The 17,022-nt window shown below is 63.1% G+C and carries 17 protein-coding genes; 10 read left to right on the forward strand and 7 right to left on the reverse strand.

Annotated features, from left to right (window positions below; genetic code table 11):
• Positions 1–57 precede the first annotated feature (57 nt).
• Positions 58–1,071, reverse strand: coding sequence for a 4-hydroxy-3-methylbut-2-enyl diphosphate reductase (locus R4P65_RS15555; protein WP_003945273.1), 1,014 nt, complete (start codon positions 1,069–1,071; stop codon positions 58–60).
• A 152-nt stretch (positions 1,072–1,223) separates the two neighbouring features.
• Between R4P65_RS15555 and R4P65_RS15560 the strand changes: the two genes are divergently transcribed.
• Genes R4P65_RS15560 through R4P65_RS15570 form a run of 3 tightly spaced genes read left to right on the forward strand, consistent with a single transcriptional unit; the run spans position 1,224 to position 3,306 of the window.
• Positions 1,224–1,823 carry a lipid droplet-associated protein gene (locus R4P65_RS15560; protein ID WP_317827182.1) on the forward strand — a complete coding sequence of 200 codons (600 nt, stop codon included), beginning with the start codon at positions 1,224–1,226 and terminating at the stop codon, positions 1,821–1,823.
• Positions 1,820–3,085, forward strand: a complete 1,266-nt coding sequence (xseA, locus tag R4P65_RS15565; protein ID WP_317827183.1) for an exodeoxyribonuclease VII large subunit — start codon at positions 1,820–1,822, stop codon at positions 3,083–3,085. Before R4P65_RS15560 ends, xseA begins: the two co-directional genes overlap by 4 nt.
• Positions 3,082–3,306, forward strand: coding sequence for an exodeoxyribonuclease VII small subunit (locus R4P65_RS15570; protein WP_019744579.1), 225 nt, complete (start codon positions 3,082–3,084; stop codon positions 3,304–3,306). Before xseA ends, R4P65_RS15570 begins: the two co-directional genes overlap by 4 nt.
• A gap of 21 nt (positions 3,307–3,327) precedes the next feature.
• Here the strand turns inward: R4P65_RS15570 and R4P65_RS15575 are convergent, their stop codons facing one another.
• Positions 3,328–3,897 carry a DUF4245 domain-containing protein gene (locus tag R4P65_RS15575; protein ID WP_003945206.1) on the reverse strand — a complete coding sequence of 190 codons (570 nt, stop codon included), beginning with the start codon at positions 3,895–3,897 and terminating at the stop codon, positions 3,328–3,330.
• A 180-nt stretch (positions 3,898–4,077) separates the two neighbouring features.
• On the opposite strand from R4P65_RS15575, the gene glpX reads away from it, so the two are divergent.
• Together glpX and R4P65_RS15585 are read left to right on the forward strand one after the other, a co-directional pair.
• Positions 4,078–5,112 carry a class II fructose-bisphosphatase gene (gene glpX, locus R4P65_RS15580; protein WP_003945202.1) on the forward strand — a complete coding sequence of 345 codons (1,035 nt, stop codon included), beginning with the start codon at positions 4,078–4,080 and terminating at the stop codon, positions 5,110–5,112.
• Positions 5,113–5,213: 101 nt separating this feature from the next.
• Positions 5,214–6,617 carry a class II fumarate hydratase gene (locus R4P65_RS15585; RefSeq protein ID WP_230814180.1) on the forward strand — a complete coding sequence of 468 codons (1,404 nt, stop codon included), beginning with the start codon at positions 5,214–5,216 and terminating at the stop codon, positions 6,615–6,617.
• 48 nt (positions 6,618–6,665) lie between these two features.
• Here R4P65_RS15585 and R4P65_RS15590 read toward each other — a convergent pair whose 3' ends face one another.
• Both R4P65_RS15590 and R4P65_RS15595 read right to left on the reverse strand, forming a co-directional pair.
• On the reverse strand, positions 6,666–7,385 hold the full coding sequence (locus tag R4P65_RS15590) for an NADPH-dependent F420 reductase (RefSeq protein WP_317827184.1): 720 nt from the start codon (positions 7,383–7,385) through the stop codon (positions 6,666–6,668).
• Between the two features lie 59 nt (positions 7,386–7,444).
• On the reverse strand, positions 7,445–7,900 hold the full coding sequence (locus R4P65_RS15595) for a nitroreductase family deazaflavin-dependent oxidoreductase (RefSeq protein ID WP_317827185.1): 456 nt from the start codon (positions 7,898–7,900) through the stop codon (positions 7,445–7,447).
• A 340-nt stretch (positions 7,901–8,240) separates the two neighbouring features.
• On the opposite strand from R4P65_RS15595, the gene R4P65_RS15600 reads away from it, so the two are divergent.
• The 5 genes from R4P65_RS15600 to R4P65_RS15620 all read left to right on the forward strand — a co-directional run bounded on the left by R4P65_RS15600 (position 8,241) and on the right by R4P65_RS15620 (position 13,063).
• Positions 8,241–8,807, forward strand: coding sequence for a TetR/AcrR family transcriptional regulator (locus R4P65_RS15600; protein WP_317827186.1), 567 nt, complete (start codon positions 8,241–8,243; stop codon positions 8,805–8,807).
• A 97-nt stretch (positions 8,808–8,904) separates the two neighbouring features.
• Positions 8,905–10,476, forward strand: coding sequence for an MFS transporter (locus R4P65_RS15605; protein WP_317827411.1), 1,572 nt, complete (start codon positions 8,905–8,907; stop codon positions 10,474–10,476).
• A 95-nt stretch (positions 10,477–10,571) separates the two neighbouring features.
• On the forward strand, positions 10,572–12,185 hold the full coding sequence (locus R4P65_RS15610) for a serine hydrolase domain-containing protein (RefSeq protein ID WP_317827187.1): 1,614 nt from the start codon (positions 10,572–10,574) through the stop codon (positions 12,183–12,185).
• 17 nt (positions 12,186–12,202) lie between these two features.
• Positions 12,203–12,628 (forward strand): limonene-1,2-epoxide hydrolase family protein, encoded by a 426-nt coding sequence (locus R4P65_RS15615; RefSeq protein ID WP_317827188.1) that lies wholly within the window; start codon positions 12,203–12,205, stop codon positions 12,626–12,628.
• A 30-nt stretch (positions 12,629–12,658) separates the two neighbouring features.
• Positions 12,659–13,063, forward strand: a complete 405-nt coding sequence (locus R4P65_RS15620; RefSeq protein ID WP_317827189.1) for a carboxymuconolactone decarboxylase family protein — start codon at positions 12,659–12,661, stop codon at positions 13,061–13,063.
• A gap of 56 nt (positions 13,064–13,119) precedes the next feature.
• Here the strand turns inward: R4P65_RS15620 and R4P65_RS15625 are convergent, their stop codons facing one another.
• From R4P65_RS15625 to R4P65_RS15635, 3 genes are all read right to left on the reverse strand, one after another.
• Complete coding sequence (locus R4P65_RS15625) at positions 13,120–14,487, reverse strand: PhoH family protein (protein ID WP_230814187.1); 1,368 nt, start codon at positions 14,485–14,487, stop codon at positions 13,120–13,122.
• Between the two features lie 276 nt (positions 14,488–14,763).
• Positions 14,764–15,480, reverse strand: a complete 717-nt coding sequence (locus R4P65_RS15630) for a helix-turn-helix transcriptional regulator (RefSeq protein ID WP_317827190.1) — start codon at positions 15,478–15,480, stop codon at positions 14,764–14,766.
• Between the two features lie 26 nt (positions 15,481–15,506).
• Positions 15,507–16,940 (reverse strand): amidase, encoded by a 1,434-nt coding sequence (locus R4P65_RS15635; RefSeq protein ID WP_230814189.1) that lies wholly within the window; start codon positions 16,938–16,940, stop codon positions 15,507–15,509.
• Positions 16,941–17,022 lie beyond the last annotated feature (82 nt).

Raw genomic sequence — 17,022 nt, forward strand, 5'->3', positions numbered from 1 at the left:
AGTACCAAAATGCGGGGCACATTCCAGATGGAAGGTGCCCCGCATTTTTGTGCTGTTTTACGACGTGCGCGCTGCCCGCAATTCACGGGGAAGAGCGAACACCAGAGTCTCGTTGGCTGTGGTGACGGGCTGAACGTCGTTGTATCCGTGCTCGGCCAAAAGTTCGATCACACCGCGCACGAGCACCTCGGGCACCGAAGCACCCGACGTGATGCCAACTGTCTGGACACCCTCGAGCCACGCGAGATCCACCTCACGGGCGTAGTCGACCAGGTACGACGCGGCAGCGCCCGCCCCGAGCGCAACCTCCACCAGGCGAACCGAGTTTGACGAGTTCCGTGAACCCACCACGATCACGAGATCACACTCGGGAGCCATCGCCTTGACCGCGACCTGCCGGTTCTGTGTGGCGTAGCAGATGTCGTCGGACGGCGGGTCCTGCAGATTCGGGAAACGCTCACGCAGGCGTGCGACGGTCTGCATCGTTTCGTCGACGCTCAGAGTGGTCTGGGAAAGCCAGATGACCTTCGACTCGTCGCGAACCGTAACCGCGTCGACCGAATCCGGGCCGTCGACGATGGTGACGTGATCGGGAGCCTCACCTGCGGTGCCCTCGACCTCCTCGTGGCCTTCGTGGCCGATGAGCAGGATGTCGTAATCGTCGCGAGCGAACCGCTTCGCTTCTTGGTGCACCTTCGTGACCAAGGGGCACGTCGCGTCGATCGTGCGCAGGTTCCGCTCGGCAGCCGAGTCGTGGACGGCCGGCGACACACCGTGCGCCGAAAACACGAGCAACGATCCCTCGGGAACCTCGTCGGTTTCGTCGACGAAGATCACGCCCTGATCTTCGAGCGTCTCGACGACGTGGCGATTGTGGACGATCTCCTTACGCACGTAGATGGGTGCGCCGTGCTTCTCGAGCGCCTTCTCGACGGTCTCGACCGCGCGGTCGACGCCGGCGCAGTAGCCGCGAGGCTCGGCGAGGAGCACGCGCTTGGCGCTGCCCTTGCGGGTGGACGGCGAATCAGCCGAGTGCGCGATACCGAGATTGAGAGGAACAGCCGAAGACATGTGACCAGCCTACTGGCACCTCGAACGTGAGACACTCCGGCAAACATGAACACCTCGTTTCGCGCGCCGATCGAGGGGTGCGAAGTGAACGAGTACGGCCGTCACAGGCAAGTCGGCTACCGATTGTCGGTGCTTTGCGGCAAGCTGTGGGAATGATCCGACCACCGTTCGTGGCGCGCGTTGCCGCGGGACTCGCCGTCACCGCGATGGAAGAGGCAAAGAAGTTGCCCACCACCGCCGTCGCCCTGCCGATGACCGCCGTGAGCCAGATGCTGCAGACAAGCATGCGTGTGCAGCAGTCGATCACCTCGTTGGCAATCAAGGGCGATCAGGCATTTGCCCTGATCAACTGGTCTTCCGAAGACGAACAGCCCGAATGGGCAGTCTTCGACGAGGATGCCGACGCGCCTGCTGACTCGACCTCTTCCACAGGATCGACCTCGGCTGACACCCCGACCAACGCCGGTCGCTTCGCGCTCTACTCGCTCGAGCCGACTGCCCCCATCGAGGAGCCCACACCCGGCGCCGAGTCCGAATCCGCAGCACTTACGTCGGACAAGCCTGCCGAAGAGCCCGAGATCGTCACCGAACTCGACTACCCCAACCTCACACTGGCACAGCTCCGTGCGCGCATCCGGACGCTCAGCATCGACGAGCTGACCGCCGTCCTGGATTACGAGAACGCGACGCTCGCCCGCGCACCGTTCCAGACCATGCTCGCCAACCGCATCACCACAGCCAAGGCAAAGTGACTTCCGCAACGCCCCCCGCTTCATCGCAGCGTTCGTCCGGCGCCAGTAGCGCTGAGCAGCCGTGGCCGGTCCGCACGGTTTCCGCCAAGGTAGCCGGCTGGATCGATCGGCTCGGCAGCATCTGGGTCGAAGGTCAGATCACCCAGATCAACGCACGCCCCGGTACCCGAACGGCCTTTCTCGTTCTGCGCGATCCGTCGGCAGACATGTCGCTGTCGATCACGTGCTCCCCACTGTTGTTGCACAACTCTCCGGTGCCGTTGACCGAGGGCTCGCGTGTCGTGATGTTCGGCAAACTCTCGTTCTACACCGGACGCGGAACGGTGTCGTTGCGCGTCACCGAGATTCGCGCCGTGGGGATCGGTGAACTGCTGGCCCGCATCGAGAGACTGCGCGCCTTGCTCGCCGCCGAGGGCTTGTTCGATCCGCGGCTCAAACGGCCGCTTCCGTTTCTGCCCGGCACGATCGGCCTGATCACGGGCCGAGCCAGTGCGGCTGAGAAGGATGTCGTCTCGGTCGCCCACCGTCGTTGGCCAGCCGTTGCTATCGCGGTGCGTAACACCGCGGTTCAGGGCCCGACTGCTGTTCCCCAGATCATCGAAGCACTGAAGGAACTCGACGCCAACCCGGTAGTCGACGTCATCATCCTCGCTCGCGGCGGCGGTAGCGTCGAGGATCTCCTGCCGTTCTCCGACGAAGCGCTGTGCCGCGCCATCGTGGCTTGCACGACGCCGATTGTCAGTGCCATCGGCCACGAGCCGGACAGCCCGCTCAGTGACCACGTCGCCGACCTGCGTGCAGCCACACCCACCGACGCGGCCAAGCGCGTCGTACCCGACGCGGTTGCGGAAGCTGCCCTGGTTGCGGATCTGCGTGACCGCAGCGCTGCGGCACTGCGCAGCTGGGTCAAGCGTGAGTCTCATCTGATCGAACAGTTACGTACTCGACCGGTCATGGCCTCACCGCTGTTGGCGGTGGATCACCGCGCCGAAGAGGTCGAAAGGCTCCAAGCCGCGGGACGACGCGACGTAACTCGGCTGATCGACTCGGAGTCCCGAACGATCGAGCATCTGCGTGCCCGGCTCACCACTCTGGGCCCCGCCGCGACGTTGGCCCGCGGGTACGCCGTCGTGCAACGTGTTGTCCCCGACGGTGATCCGGAGGTTCTGCGCTCGATCGAGGACGCGCCACCCGGTACCCAGATTCGCGTTCGACTTGCAGACGGCGCCGTTCGCGCCGCAGTGATGGGAAGAGAAAAATGAGCAACGCCACCGACACCGACACCGACATCAACGAACTCGGCTACGAAGCCGCCCGCGACGAACTGGTGAGCGTCGTGAAGATTCTCGAACAGGGCGGTCTGGACCTCGACGCGTCACTCTCACTGTGGGAGCGCGGCGAAGCGTTGGCCAAGCGCTGTGAGGAGCATTTGGCCGGCGCCAGGGCCCGCGTCGAAAAGGCTCTGGCCGAAGCGGACGAATAACGTCCGCTCCGACCGCAGATCCTATGGCGTGATCGGCTGCGCTGCGCCGACCTTCTCGGCAAGAATCCGAAACTCTTCCGGCGTCGCCGCGCCCGTGAGCAACAGGCGAACGTCTCCGACGTCCGTGACCCAGATCGACTCGACACCTTCGCCGCCGAAGACATTCCACGTATCGGCACCGACGGTCTCGACTCCGGTCGCGAATCGCTGTCCACCGGCAACGTGTGACACCAAGGGGAATTCCTCGGCGTTGCTCTGCGTCAGCTGAATGTAGCGACCACTGGTCGTGATGAATCCCACAGTGCTCGAATCACCGCCGCCGTCGCCGGAAATGATCTTGCGACTGCCGGAGTTCGGGGTCCACCCGTCCGGAACGCCGGGATTACGGATGGGGAATCCGAGTTCCTTCGCGTCGTAGTTCAGAGCTGCGTCCACGTCGACGCTCGGGATAGGCCCCTGCGTCGGGCCGCCGGGACTGAACGTGCACTGGCTGGCGATGCCCGCAATGATGATGCAGAACAGCACCAACGGTACGAGAGACCAGACCATGTCTTTGTTGTCTTCGAGAATGCGGGGTTTCTTCGATGCCACACCCCCAGTATCCAGGTACTCCGCAGTAGATACGATTCCCGGTCCCCCTCCAGCGCGACAAAACGTCCGTGCGGCGACCCGACAGCGCACGTAGCCGCTCCCATCTGGGACAATGACGCTTGAAGAAACCACTGCGTCGACACACCCCGTCGACCGCGACCGCGCCAGGAGGCACCGCACATGACGGCCAGCAGCACTCATCGTGAGACCCCGGACCGTAACCTCGCACTCGAATTGGTCCGAGTCACCGAAGCCGGTGCTATGGCTGCCGGCCGCTGGGTAGGCCGCGGCGACAAGGAAGGCGGCGACGGAGCAGCCGTCGACGCAATGCGTCAGCTCGTCTCCTCCGTCTCGATGCGCGGCATCGTTGTCATCGGCGAAGGCGAGAAGGACGAAGCGCCGATGCTGTTCAACGGCGAAGAGGTCGGAAACGGCGACGGTCCCGACTGTGACTTCGCTGTCGACCCGGTTGACGGCACCACGTTGATGTCCAAGGGCATGCCCAACGCCATCTCCGTTCTGGCTGTTGCCGAGCGCGGCGCGATGTTCGATCCCTCGGCCGTGTTCTACATGGAAAAGATCGCCGTCGGACCGGATGCTGCAGATGTCATCGACATCAGCGCACCGATCGCCGAGAACATCAAGCGCGTCGCCAAGGTCAAGAAGGCGTCGGTTTCCGACATCACGATCTGCATCCTGGACCGCCCGCGTCACAACCAGCTGATCCAGGACGTGCGCGACACCGGCGCTCGTATCCGGTTGATCTCCGATGGTGACGTTGCCGGCGCTATCGCCGCGGCGCGTCCGGAGTCCGGCACCGACATGCTCGTGGGCATCGGCGGAACGCCCGAGGGCATCATCGCCGCAGCCGCCATGCGCTGCATGGGCGGATCGCTGCAGGGCAAGCTTGCGCCCACCGACGACGAAGAGCGTCAGAAGGCCATCGACGCCGGTCACGATCTCGATCGGATCCTGTCCACCGAAGATCTCGTCTCGGGCGAGAACGTCTTCTTCTGCGCCACCGGCGTCACCGACGGTGACCTCTTGCGCGGCGTCCGCTACTACGGCGGCGGCGCCAGCACTCAGTCCATCGTGATGCGTAGCAAGTCCGGCACCGTTCGCATGATCGACGCGTACCACCGTCTCGAGAAGCTCCGTGAGTACAGTTCCGTCGACTTCGACGGTGAAGAGGGCGCGGTTCCCCCGACGTTCTGATCGGCTCCGCCCCGTGAGTGGTTAGGGCGTCCCTGCACTCCTTAACCGCTCACGGGGGACGTAGTCCCCTGCCCGCTCTCCAAAAGTGGCAATGTGGAGCCATGACGGAGAGCAACGATCAACAGTTCCGAATCGAACACGACACCATGGGCGAAGTTCGGGTGCCCATCGACGCACTGTGGCGAGCACAGACCCAGCGCGCGGTCGAGAACTTCCCGATCAGCGGGCGCCCCCTCGAGCGCACCCAGATTCGCGCAATGGGCTTGCTGAAAGCAGCGTGCGCGCAAGTCAACAAAGACCTCGGGCTGCTCGACGCGGACAAGGCCGACGCAATCATCGCCGCCGCGAACGAGATCGCCGAAGGCAAGCACGACGATCAGTTTCCCATCGACGTCTTCCAGACCGGTTCCGGAACCAGTTCGAACATGAACGCCAACGAGGTCATCGCGTCCATCGCGAAAGCCGCCGGCGTGGACGTTCATCCCAACGATCACGTCAACATGTCGCAGTCCTCCAACGACACCTTCCCCACCGCCACGCACGTCGCAGCTACCGAGGCAGCGGTCACCGATCTTGTTCCGGCACTGGAACATCTGCATGCTGCACTCGCCGCGAAGGCGTCCGAGTGGAAGACCGTCGTCAAATCCGGACGCACCCACCTGATGGACGCTGTGCCGGTCACGCTCGGCCAGGAGTTCGGCGGCTACGCACGTCAGATCGAGGCCGGAATCGAGCGCGTCAACGCAACACTCCCCCGCCTCGGCGAATTGCCGATCGGCGGAACAGCAGTCGGTACCGGTCTCAATGCTCCGGATGGATTCGGCCCCAAAGTTGTTGCCGAGCTGGTCAAGTCGACAGGTGTCGACGCTCTGACTCCGGCGAAGAACAGTTTCGAAGCGCAAGCTGCGCGCGATGGGCTGGTCGAGGCATCGGGCGCGCTGCGGACCATCGCCGTCTCACTGACGAAGATTGCCAACGACATTCGGTGGATGGGATCGGGTCCGCTGACCGGGCTCGGCGAGATCGCCCTGCCCGACCTGCAGCCGGGTAGCTCGATCATGCCCGGCAAGGTGAATCCAGTCCTGCCGGAGGCGACCACACAGGTTGCGGCTCAGGTGATCGGAAACGACGCCGCCATCGCATGGGGCGGCGCTGCCGGAGCTTTCGAACTCAACGTCTACATCCCGGTCATGGCCCGCAACCTGCTGGAGTCGTTCACCCTGCTGGCCAACGTCTCTCGACTGTTCGCGGACAAGTGCGTCAGCGGACTGGTCGCGCACGAGGAGCACCTCAAGACACTCGCCGAATCGTCGCCGTCGATCGTGACGCCGCTCAACTCGGCGATCGGTTACGAGGAAGCCGCAGCCGTCGCGAAGCAGGCGCTCAAAGAGAAGAAGACGATCCGTCAGGTCGTCATCGAGCGCGGACTCGTCCCGGACAAGCTGAGCGAGGAAGAACTCGACAAGCGTCTCGACGTTCTGGCGATGGCGAAGGTCAAGGACTGAACAAACAACAGAGTGGCGGTTTCCACTTCGGAAACCGCCACTCTTTCCCTACACCGCGGTGGATGCCCGCCACTCGTCGGTGCGGTCGGGGCTGGCCTCGGCTAATGCCTTCAGCGTCGCTTCGCGATCGAAGTCCTTGCCGTACACGGGAGTTCCCGGCTGCTGACGCCAGGAGTCGTCGATCGTTCCCGCATCGACGGGATCGAAGCCTAGCTGATTGATCAGATCGAAAACGATCTGCTTGTTCGCGTCGTCGTCGCCGGCGACGGGTAGCGCGATGCGCCCCTCCGCACCCTCCGGAAGCCCCTTCTCGAGGAGATGCTTCCACCAGATTCCGTTGAACGCCTTGAATACCGGTACACCCAGGCGCTCCTGCACCCATCCGCTTTCGGTCTGTCCGTCCTCGATGGCCGAGATCAGACCGTCACGTTGTTGCGGGTAGTAGTTGTTGGTCTCGATGACCGGGGCACCGGCGACCGCACCGCTGAGGATCCCCGCCGGTAGATCGACCACGTTCTTCTGCGGGATGCTCACGATGATCAGCTCGGCGCCCTCGGCGGCCTCGGTGCTGCGGACTGCCTTCGCGCCCGTCTCCGCTTCCAGTTCTGCAAGGGTGTCCGGTGTCCGCGAGTTCGAGACGCGCACATCGTGGCCGAGCGCAGCGAGCCTACGTGTGAGCGTGCCACCGATCTGACCGGCTCCGATGATTCCGATGCGCATGACCCTGCTCCTTCGTCGTGTGCAGTGGCGATCGCGCCACCGCTGCATTCGTCAACGACGAGAACGCACCGGGTCATTCCGTACCGACTACTTCAACTCCCGTTGATTCAATCGGTTGACGGATCGAGTTCGAGCCTGATGCGAACACTGACCGGATCGGTCTGCAATCCGCGAAAGGCAGAGGCCGTCAGCGCCGATCTGAATTTCCCCGACGTGAATGTCTTCACCCGCGCCGGCACGTCGTCGTCCGGCATGATCTGGGCCTGTCCGTCCACCCACTGGCCGCGGCGACGGATCCGAACCTTCGGCGTCGCAGAGATATTGGCGCCCCAGCCCCTGTCGATGCCGTGCTGCGCGATGACCCACGCCTCGTCGCCGTCGTAGGTGATCGCAACGGGCACTCGGCGGGTCAGACCGGTTCGGCGTCCAACCGTCTCGATCTCGGTCATCAACGACGGCATCAAACCGATCCGATTCAATCCGGTGACCAGCGGATTGGCGAAATACTTCCCGACTGCGACTTCGATTCTTCGTTTTCGTGCAACTGACGTCGGTACCGGCATGCCGTTTCCTCTCCTCCGGAGCTAGCGCTCGAAGCAACAGCTCTATACCGCACGATATAACCACTGATCCGGGAGTTTTGCCACCATGAATATCGATCAATACCCACTACCTGCACACAACACTTGACTGTGTCTGTCGGTTACATCTAGTCTCAGATTCGTTCCTATACCGATCGACATACTGGGAGGCAGTGATGAACACACCTCGAGACGCCTCGTTGCCATGACCGGCCCGCAGACGCGTTGTCCGATCGCCGCAGCGCGTCGCAAGTGGGGAGTACCAAGAGAATCAGCGGCACCAGATGAATCGAACAGCTCTGCGATTGCATACGATGGCGGGATGGCCGACTCCGATTCCCGCACTCTGATGCTGGTCGGCGCCATCAATGCCTTCCGTGAACACGGGATCGCGACGACCTCGCTCACCGAGATCGTCGAACGCTCGGGAGCTCCCCGCGGGTCGGTGTACCACTACTTTCCCGAAGGCAAAGGACAGCTGGCCGGCGAAGCAGTTGCCTACTTCGGCCGAGGCGTCAGCGCCGCCATCAGTTCGATGATCGCCCAGTCTTCCCCACCGGAGATCATCGACGCGGTTGTCACGATATTTCGAAACAGCTTGGTAGAGAGCGATTTCACCTCCTCCTGTCCGGTCGCAGCCGCGGCGGTGGAGGGCGCGTCGACGCCGGCGGCATTAACTGCTGCGGGCCAATCCTTCACCTCGTGGGAATCGCTTCTCACATCGTTCTTCTGGCAGCAGGGACAGCCGTCCGAGACTGCAGCACAGTGGGCAACCGTCGTGATCGCGTCGATCGAAGGCGCGACTCTGATGGCAAAAGCTCAGCACACCACCGCGCCTCTCGATCGGATCGGCGCTCACCTCAAGGCTCTGGTCTCGGCCCCGAGCTGACCAACCCCTCTACTTCCAACCGCTGCTGCCGTCCGCGCAGGAGCAGAGATGGCGTACAAACATGTCTCACACACTTGCACCGGCGCCCTCGGTGCCCATGATGACCAAGTCCCGTCGATTCACTGCGCTGATCTTCATCTGCCTCGCCGAACTCCTTGTCGTGCTGGACAACACAGTGGTCAACGTCGCACTTCCGACGATGAGCGTCGACCTGTTCGCCAGCGTCAGTGACCTGCAATGGATCGTCGACGCGTACACGTTGACCTTCGCCGGGTTCCTACTCACTTTCGGCCACCTGGGTGACCGCTTCGGACGCCGCCGAGTGATGATCATCGGTCTGATCGGCGTCGGCGCGATGTCGCTCGTCGGCGCGTTGGCTTCCAACCTCGAACAGGTCATCATGGCGCGCGCTGCCATGGGTGTCTTTGCCGCAGCGGTCTTTCCGGCAACTCTGGCCATGATCACGAACATCTTCACCGACGCCAGAGAGCGAGCCATCGCCATCGCTGCCTGGACCGCAATGGCCGGCTTTGCGATTGCGATCGGTCCGACGGCAGGCGGTTGGCTTCTCGAGCACTTCTCCTGGCACTCGGTGTTCTGGATGAATGTTCCGGCTGCGTTGCTGGTCATCGTCGGTGTGCTGCTGGTTGTTCCGGAATCGAAGGCGCTTCACGTCGGCCGATTCGATTTCGTCGGAACAATCTTGTCGCTCCTCGGCATCGTCATTCTGGTGTGGACCATCATCGACGCGCCACATCGCGGATGGGTGTCGCCATTCAGCATCACGGGATACCTCTCTGCAACAGTGTTGTTGGCGGCATTCGTCGCATGGGAACTGCGCACCGATGCCCCGATCCTGAACATGAATCTCTTCCGAATCCGGCGGTTTTCATTCCCCGCCTTGGCTATTGCGGTCAGCTACTTCAGCATGTTCGGGTTCTTGTTCTTGATCACGCAGTACTTCCAGGGTGTTCGGGAGTATTCGCCGCTCGAATTCGGCATCCACTCTTTGCCTTTCGCTGCCGCCGTTGCCGTGGGCGCCCCGGTCGCCACTTTGGCGGCACAGAAACTCGGCACAACGGCAGTGATGGTGTTCGGCCTCCTCGTCCTCAGCGGCGGCATGTTCCTGGCAGGCCAGACGACCGTCGACACCCCCTATCTCGGACCCGTCGTGATCTCGATGGTTCTCATGGGTCTCGGCCTCGCGATTGTCCAGGGCCCGGCGACCGACTCCATCATGTCCTCGGTCCCCCTCGACGAAGCCGGCGCAGGATCGGCAGTCAACGACACGACGCGTGAACTCGGCGGGACACTGGGCGTCGCCGTCATCGGCTCGATCGTCGCGTCGTACTACACGTCCAAGGTGGCCCCGATCGTCGACGCCATCCCTGACGCCGTGATGTCCGCCCAGGAGAAGGGCTTTGCTCGCGAGTCGGTACTGAGCGTCATCGAGATCCGCTCCCGCGACATCAGCCCGCTCTTCGAGCAACAGAAGGAAAGTCTGATCCTGACGATGAAGACCGCGTGTTTGGAAGGCTTCGCCATCGCGTCGTACTTCACGGTCGGAGCAGCACTGATCACCGCTCTGCTGGTCGCGGTGTTGCTCCCCTGGAAACCCGTCACCGAAGGTTCGATCCTCAGCAGCCTGACAACAAAGGCTCCGAATTAGGCATACGGTTTTCCGATTTGTCCCACTATGGGCCGACGATTCCCGATACTGGATTGACCGAGTGGTACCGACGACGCCCCGTTAGGGAGAATCTCGTGTCCATCACCAGTAGAAACAGCTCTCGACTGTCGGCTGCGGCGGTTCCGGTCGTACTGACGGTCGCCCTGCTCGCCGGGTGCTCGTCCGATTCGGACACGACCTCAGCGCCCGGGCCGGTCGTCAGCGACGCCAGCCCGGGCCTCGATGCCGGGGTACCGATCCCGGACGGGCAGATCGACGACGCCGTCGGAAAGCTCGACGGCCTCGCGAACGATCTCATGGAGAGTTCCGGTGTTCCCGGCATGGCGATAGCCGTAGTGCACGGCGGCAAGACTGTGTACGCAAAGGGATTCGGGGTTCGCGAGTTGGGGAAGAGCGCCACCGTCGATGCCGACACCGTGTTCCAACTGGCGTCGGTGTCGAAATCGGTGGGGGCGACGGTGGTCGCCCACGAGGTCGGAATCGGGACCGTCGACTGGGACACTCCGGTGATCTCGAAACTGCCGGGGTTCGCGCTTGCCGATCCGTGGGTGACCGAGCACCTCACGATCTCCGATCTCTACACACATCGGTCTGGACTACCGGACCACGCCGGCGACGGACTCGAGGACCTGGGCTACAACCGGGCTCAGGTGCTCGAGAAACTTCGCCAACTACCGCTCAATCCATTCCGAATCACATACGAGTACACGAACTTCGGCGTCACAGCCGGCGCTGAGGCCGTTGCAGCTGCGGCGGGCACCGATTGGGAAACGCTGTCGCAGAACACGATCTACGGTCCGCTCGGTATGACGTCGACGTCTTCGCGGTTCGCCGATTACCAGGCCCGAGAAAATCGAACAGTGGGCCACATCCTCGAAGACGGAAAGTACAAGGTAGGGCCGGTTCGGGACGCCGACGCCCAATCCCCCGCCGGTGGAGTCAGCTCCTCGGTGAACGACATGGCCAAGTGGTTGGACATGGTGCTGTCTGGCGGTCGGTATCAGGGGCAGCAGGTCGTTCAGACAGATGCGCTCGTGTCCGCGGTCAACCCGGAGATCGTCTCGCGGCACGCGCAGGAAATCGGCGAGCGCTCCGGCTTCTACGGCTACGGGTTCAATGTTTCCGACAGCGCTGCCGGCCGTGTCACAGCCAGCCACTCCGGAGCCTTCCTGGTCGGAGCCGGGACGAATTTCGTGACGATTCCCTCCGCTGACGTCGGCATCGTCGTTCTCACGAACGGCACTCCCACCGGTGTCGCGGAGACCCTGACCGCCGAGTTCGCCGATCTGGTGCAGTTCGGAAAGATCACTCGTGACTGGCGCCCACTGTACGAAGCGTCGTTTGCCTCGCAGACCGATCCTGAGGGCGAACTCGCTGGGAAGACACCACCGGCCTCCCCTGCTCCAGCCCCGCCGACAAACCAAGTGACCGGCGACTACGGCAACGCGTACTGGGGTCCCGCGCTCGTGACGCAGAAGAACGGTGCGCTGACCTTGACCATGGGACCCGCGGCCGTGACGTACCCACTGACCCACTGGGACGGAAACACCTTCACGTTCCCCCTCAGCGGTGAGAACGCACCGGCTGGGACGGTCTCGAAGGCCATCTTCGACGGAAACTCGCTAACCTTGGAGTACTTCGATCATGATCACCTCGGTACCTTCATCCGGGAAACACCACCCGAATAATCAGCCAAGGACACCCCATGAGTAGTTCGACAGCCACGGTGAACGCAATGTTCGCCGCCCTCACCGATTTCGACGTGGACACCGCAGCCGAATTGATGACAGACGACATCGTCTGGCAGAACGTCTCGCTCCCCACACTGCGAGGCAAGAAGACCGTCGTGCGAGCGCTCCGTCTGGTCACCAAGCCTTCACTGAAATTCGAGGCGGAGATGCACCACATCGTCGGCGACGAGTCCACGGTGCTCACCGAACGCACCGACATCCTGACCGTCGGGCCGCTGCGCATCGAATTCTGGGTGTGCGGAACCTTCGAACTGCGCGACGGCAAGATCTCCGTCTGGCGAGACTATTTCAGTCTGCGAGACGTCGCGTGGGGTGTGGTGACCGCGGTCGGCCGCGCAATGGTCGGGAACGGGTCACGAAGTAGGCTTGCTCCGGCCTGAAAAAACCTGCCGAAAGCGAGCGAACCTTCCATGCCCGAAAACACCACGCCTGACTCCTTCGATGCCGGCTTGGCTGTGCGAACCGAAGTCATGGGCGCCGATTTTGTCGACGCTGCCTTCGAACGCACCCGCGGCACCGACAGCGAAGAACTGCAGAACTTCGTGACGGCCAACGTCTGGGGTTCGGTGTGGACGCGCCCAGGACTGGATCGCCGCAGTCGCAGTCTGATCAATCTGGGGATGCTGATCGCACTGCGCGCCGAGAACGAACTCAAAGGCCACGTACGCGGGGCACTACGAAACGGCTTGACGCGCACCGAGATCGTCGAAACCGTGATCCACGCCAGCGCGTACTGCGGCGCTCCGGCCGGACTCGCGGCAATGCGTGTGGTGCAAGAGGTTCTCGACATCGAGCTTGGGCCGTTGCAGGGCTGAACTACTAAAACCTGAACTCCCCGTGCAGACCGAAGTCTGCACGGGGAGATCGCCTCTCAAGAAGTAGGGCCGAACTCCTCGAGCATCTCGGTCACCAACTCGGCGATCGGCGACCGCTCACTGCGAGTGAGGGTGATGTGCGCAAAAAGCGGGTGCCCCTTGAGCTTTTCGATGACGGCCGCAACTCCGTCGTGCCTGCCTACCCGCAGGTTGTCTCGCTGCGCGACGTCGTGTGTGAGAACCACTCGCGACCCGGTTCCCAGACGAGAAAGCACTGTCAGCAGAACATTTCGTTCGAGGGACTGCGCTTCGTCGACAATCACGAACGAATCGTGTAGCGACCGACCGCGAATGTGCGTCAGCGGCAACACTTCCAGCATTCCGCGGGCGAGAACCTCCTCGAGAACCTCGGGCGAGGCCAACCCGTCGAGAGTGTCGAAGACGGCCTGAGCCCACGGGCCCATCTTCTCGCTCTCGCTACCGGGAAGGTAGCCGAGTTCTTGTCCACCAACGGCATACAGCGGACGGAAGACGACAACCTTGCGCTGAGTGCGGCGCTCGAGAACGGCTTCCAAACCTGCCGTCAGAGCCAAAGCCGACTTACCGGTGCCTGCCTTACCACCGAGAGAGATGATGCCGATACTCTCATCCATGAGGAGATCGAGCGCAATGCGCTGCTCGGCGGAGCGGCCGTGCAACCCGAATGCCTCGCGCTCACCGCGCACCAACTGGATGCGCTTGTCGGGAGTCACCCGTCCGAGCGCGCTCGACGAACCACCCAACAGCCGAAGGCCCGTGTGACACGGCAGATCTCGCGCCTCGTCGAGGTCCAGGAACCCCTCGTTGAACAGTTCGTCGATGTCCGTCGAGACGACGTCCAGTTCGGTCATTCCCGTCCATCCGGAGGGGACAACGTCGTGAGCGTGGTACTCGTCGGCCGGCAACCCCACCGCGCCTGCCTTTACACGGAGCGGGATGTCCTTGCTGACGAGGACTACGTCCTTGCCCTCCGCCGCAAGATTCAATGCGCACGCCAGAATCCTCGAATCGTTACTGTCCGTGCGGAATCCGACGGGTAGGACCGCAGGGTCGGTGTGATTGAGTTCGACCTGCAGCGTCCCGTTCTCGGTGCCGATCGGCACCGGACGGTCGAGTCGGCTGTATTCGATCCGGAGATCGTCGAGCATGCGGAGCGACTCTCGGGCGAACCATCCCAGTTCGTGGTGGTGTCGCTTGCCTTCGAGTTCGCTGATCACTACCAGTGGCAGTACCACGTGGTGTTCGGCGAATCTGGTGACAGCCCATGGATCGGACAGTAGTACCGAGGTATCCAAGACGTACGTGCGAAGTGCATCTCCCGAATGATTCCCGGCTGATAAATCAGCCCGGGCCGAGTGGGCAGAGACGGAGCGTGATGCAGTCACGTTGGGCTCCTAGGTCTGCGCGGCACCCGCGCAAACTCAGCTCGCTGGGCCGGACCGGCTCTGGTGTCAGGTGACGCTGTGTCAGCTGATACAAGGGCCGGGCGCCGGCCCTCTCGTACTGAGTGTTTCAGTCACGATCAGAACCTCCCGCACAAGTAACTTCTGGTTACTCGTTACTGCCGACGGTACTGCGGATCGGACACTCGCGCCACGGAACGAGCCGCACATCTGGTGAACGCCAGGTAACAAAATGCCACTCGTGTGATTCGGCGTCACTCAGGACTCGATCAGACCCCACTTGGCGGCGCGCACCGCTGCCTGAACCCGCGAATTGGTTCCGGTCTTGACGAAGATGTTCTCGAGGTGGGTTGCGACCGTACGACGGCTGACGAACAGCTCCTCGGCGATCTCGCCATTGCCCGCGCCCTTGGCCACCAATTGCAGAACCTGAATCTCCCGTGGGCTCAGGCGGACGCGATCGAGCGCCACCTGGTCCCCCACGACGCGGGAGCAGGCCGCGCTGGACGCCGCCACCACCTCCCGCACGCGATCGACGACGCCGGAATCCGCGAAGCTCATGTGCAGCAATCCGGTCACCTCACGGCCCGAGAACCCCAATGCGACCGACGCACCCTCGGCGTACCCGGACGGCCGGAGCACATCGGTGACCATCTCGACCTGCTCGAATCGTGGCACGTCCTGCCAGAACACCGGCACGCCCGAGGCCTCGCGAATGATGCCGAAGAGATTTCGATCGGCCACGAAGTCGTCGAGCAGGAACTCGAGCACCCTGGCGTTGTATCCGGAACTCGCCAGAGCCCGATGCCGTCCGGTCGACGGTTCTCGGTAGGTAACCGCGGCAGCCGAGTACTCGAGTCCACGCGCGCGAAGTTCTTCGGCGCACAGGCCGAGAATGCCGTATGCGCCGGCCGCCGGCGATCGCGGCGCGAACATGTCAGGTCCAGCGCCGCGATCAGGCAGTACAGACGTCATCACACCAATCTAGCCAATCGTGTGAGCTAGGCCACCACCAGCGAATCTGCAGGCTTCTTGTCGGCCCACGGACGAGCCGCCTCGAAGTTCGCAGCCGCTCGCAGGACCAGTGCGTCCTGACGGTGGCGTGCGGCGATCTGCAGCCCCACCGGTCGGCCGTCGGCGGTGAATCCGGCAGGCACGGTGATCGCCGGGTTGTTGAGCATGTTGTACGGGTAGGTGAAGAGCCAATCGAGCAACTGCTCACGCAGCGACGCACCTTCGAGCCACGACGGTGCAAACTGGCTGAGCGGGAACGTGGCCGAAGCCAAGGTCGGCGAGACCAACACGTCGTAGTCGTTCATGAACGTGGTCCACGTGTCCCACATGACGCCGCGAAATGCGTCGGCCCGCCCGACGTCGACACCGGTGAGTCGTTCGGCCTCGTGCATGATCTCGATGAGGTTGTCGTCGACCTCGCCGCGCTGGTTCTCCCAGTCGAGCAAGTCGTACTCCGAAGCGAAACCGGGAACCCAGATGCCGTTCCACATCGACTCCGACGGATTTCCCCACTGCGGGGTCGCCTCGGTGATCTGGGCGCCCAGTTCTCCGAATGCCGACAACGCGTCGAGACACACCGCCAGCACCTCCGGATCGACATGGCCGAGCCCGAGATTCGTCGACCACGCCACGCGAAGTCCCTTCACGTCACCCTTCGATGCTTCGACGTACGAGGTCTCGGCACGCTCGATCGAGAGCGGATCCGCATTGTCCGGCCCGGCCATGATGTCGAGCATGAGCGCGTTGTCGGCAACCGTCCTGGTGATCGGACCGTGGTACGCCCAGTTGTAGAAGCGTCCGGCCATAATGGTCTGCGGGATGACACCGGTGGTCGGCTTCAGCCCGACAACCCCGCAAAGAGCCGAGGGTATACGCACCGATCCGGCGCCGTCACTGCCCTCGGCGAGCGGCCCGAGGCCTGCGGCCACAGCAGCCGACGCACCGCCGCTGGACCCACCCGCGCTGTTGCCAAGCTTCCACGGGTTGTGCGTCGGCCCGTACAGGTGGTTGTCCGTGCCACCGTAGTAACCGCTTTCGGGAGTGTTCGTCTTTCCCAGGAACAGTCCGCCCGCGGCGCGCAGCCTGTCCACGACGACGGCATTTCCCGTCGCGATGTTGTCGGCCATCGGCTTCATCCCGAACGTGGTCGGCAACCCGTCCACTGCCGTCAGATCTTTGATCGTGAACGGAACACCGTGCAGCGGGCCGAGATTCTCGCCCGATTCCTGCTGCCGTGAGAGTTCTGCCGCGTCGTGCGTGACCTGCTCGCGATCGAACTGCACTATCGCGTTGATCGACGGGTTGACGGCGTCGACGCGCTGGATCATCGCTTCGGCAATCTCGTTGGGCGAGAGACTGTTCGACGCGACCGACGCCGCCATCTCGGTAGCGGAGAGCCAATGCAGATTCTGTTCGGTCATGGGGTTTCCTTCGCCGGAGGGGTGATGCTCTCAGGCTAGGAAGCACCGAACTCCGCCACCATCGGTCATGTGACCGATGCCA

It is taken from the genome of Rhodococcus sp. IEGM 1318 (assembly GCF_033142465.1).
Classification (GTDB): Bacteria; Actinomycetota; Actinomycetes; order Mycobacteriales; family Mycobacteriaceae; genus Rhodococcus_F; species Rhodococcus_F qingshengii_B.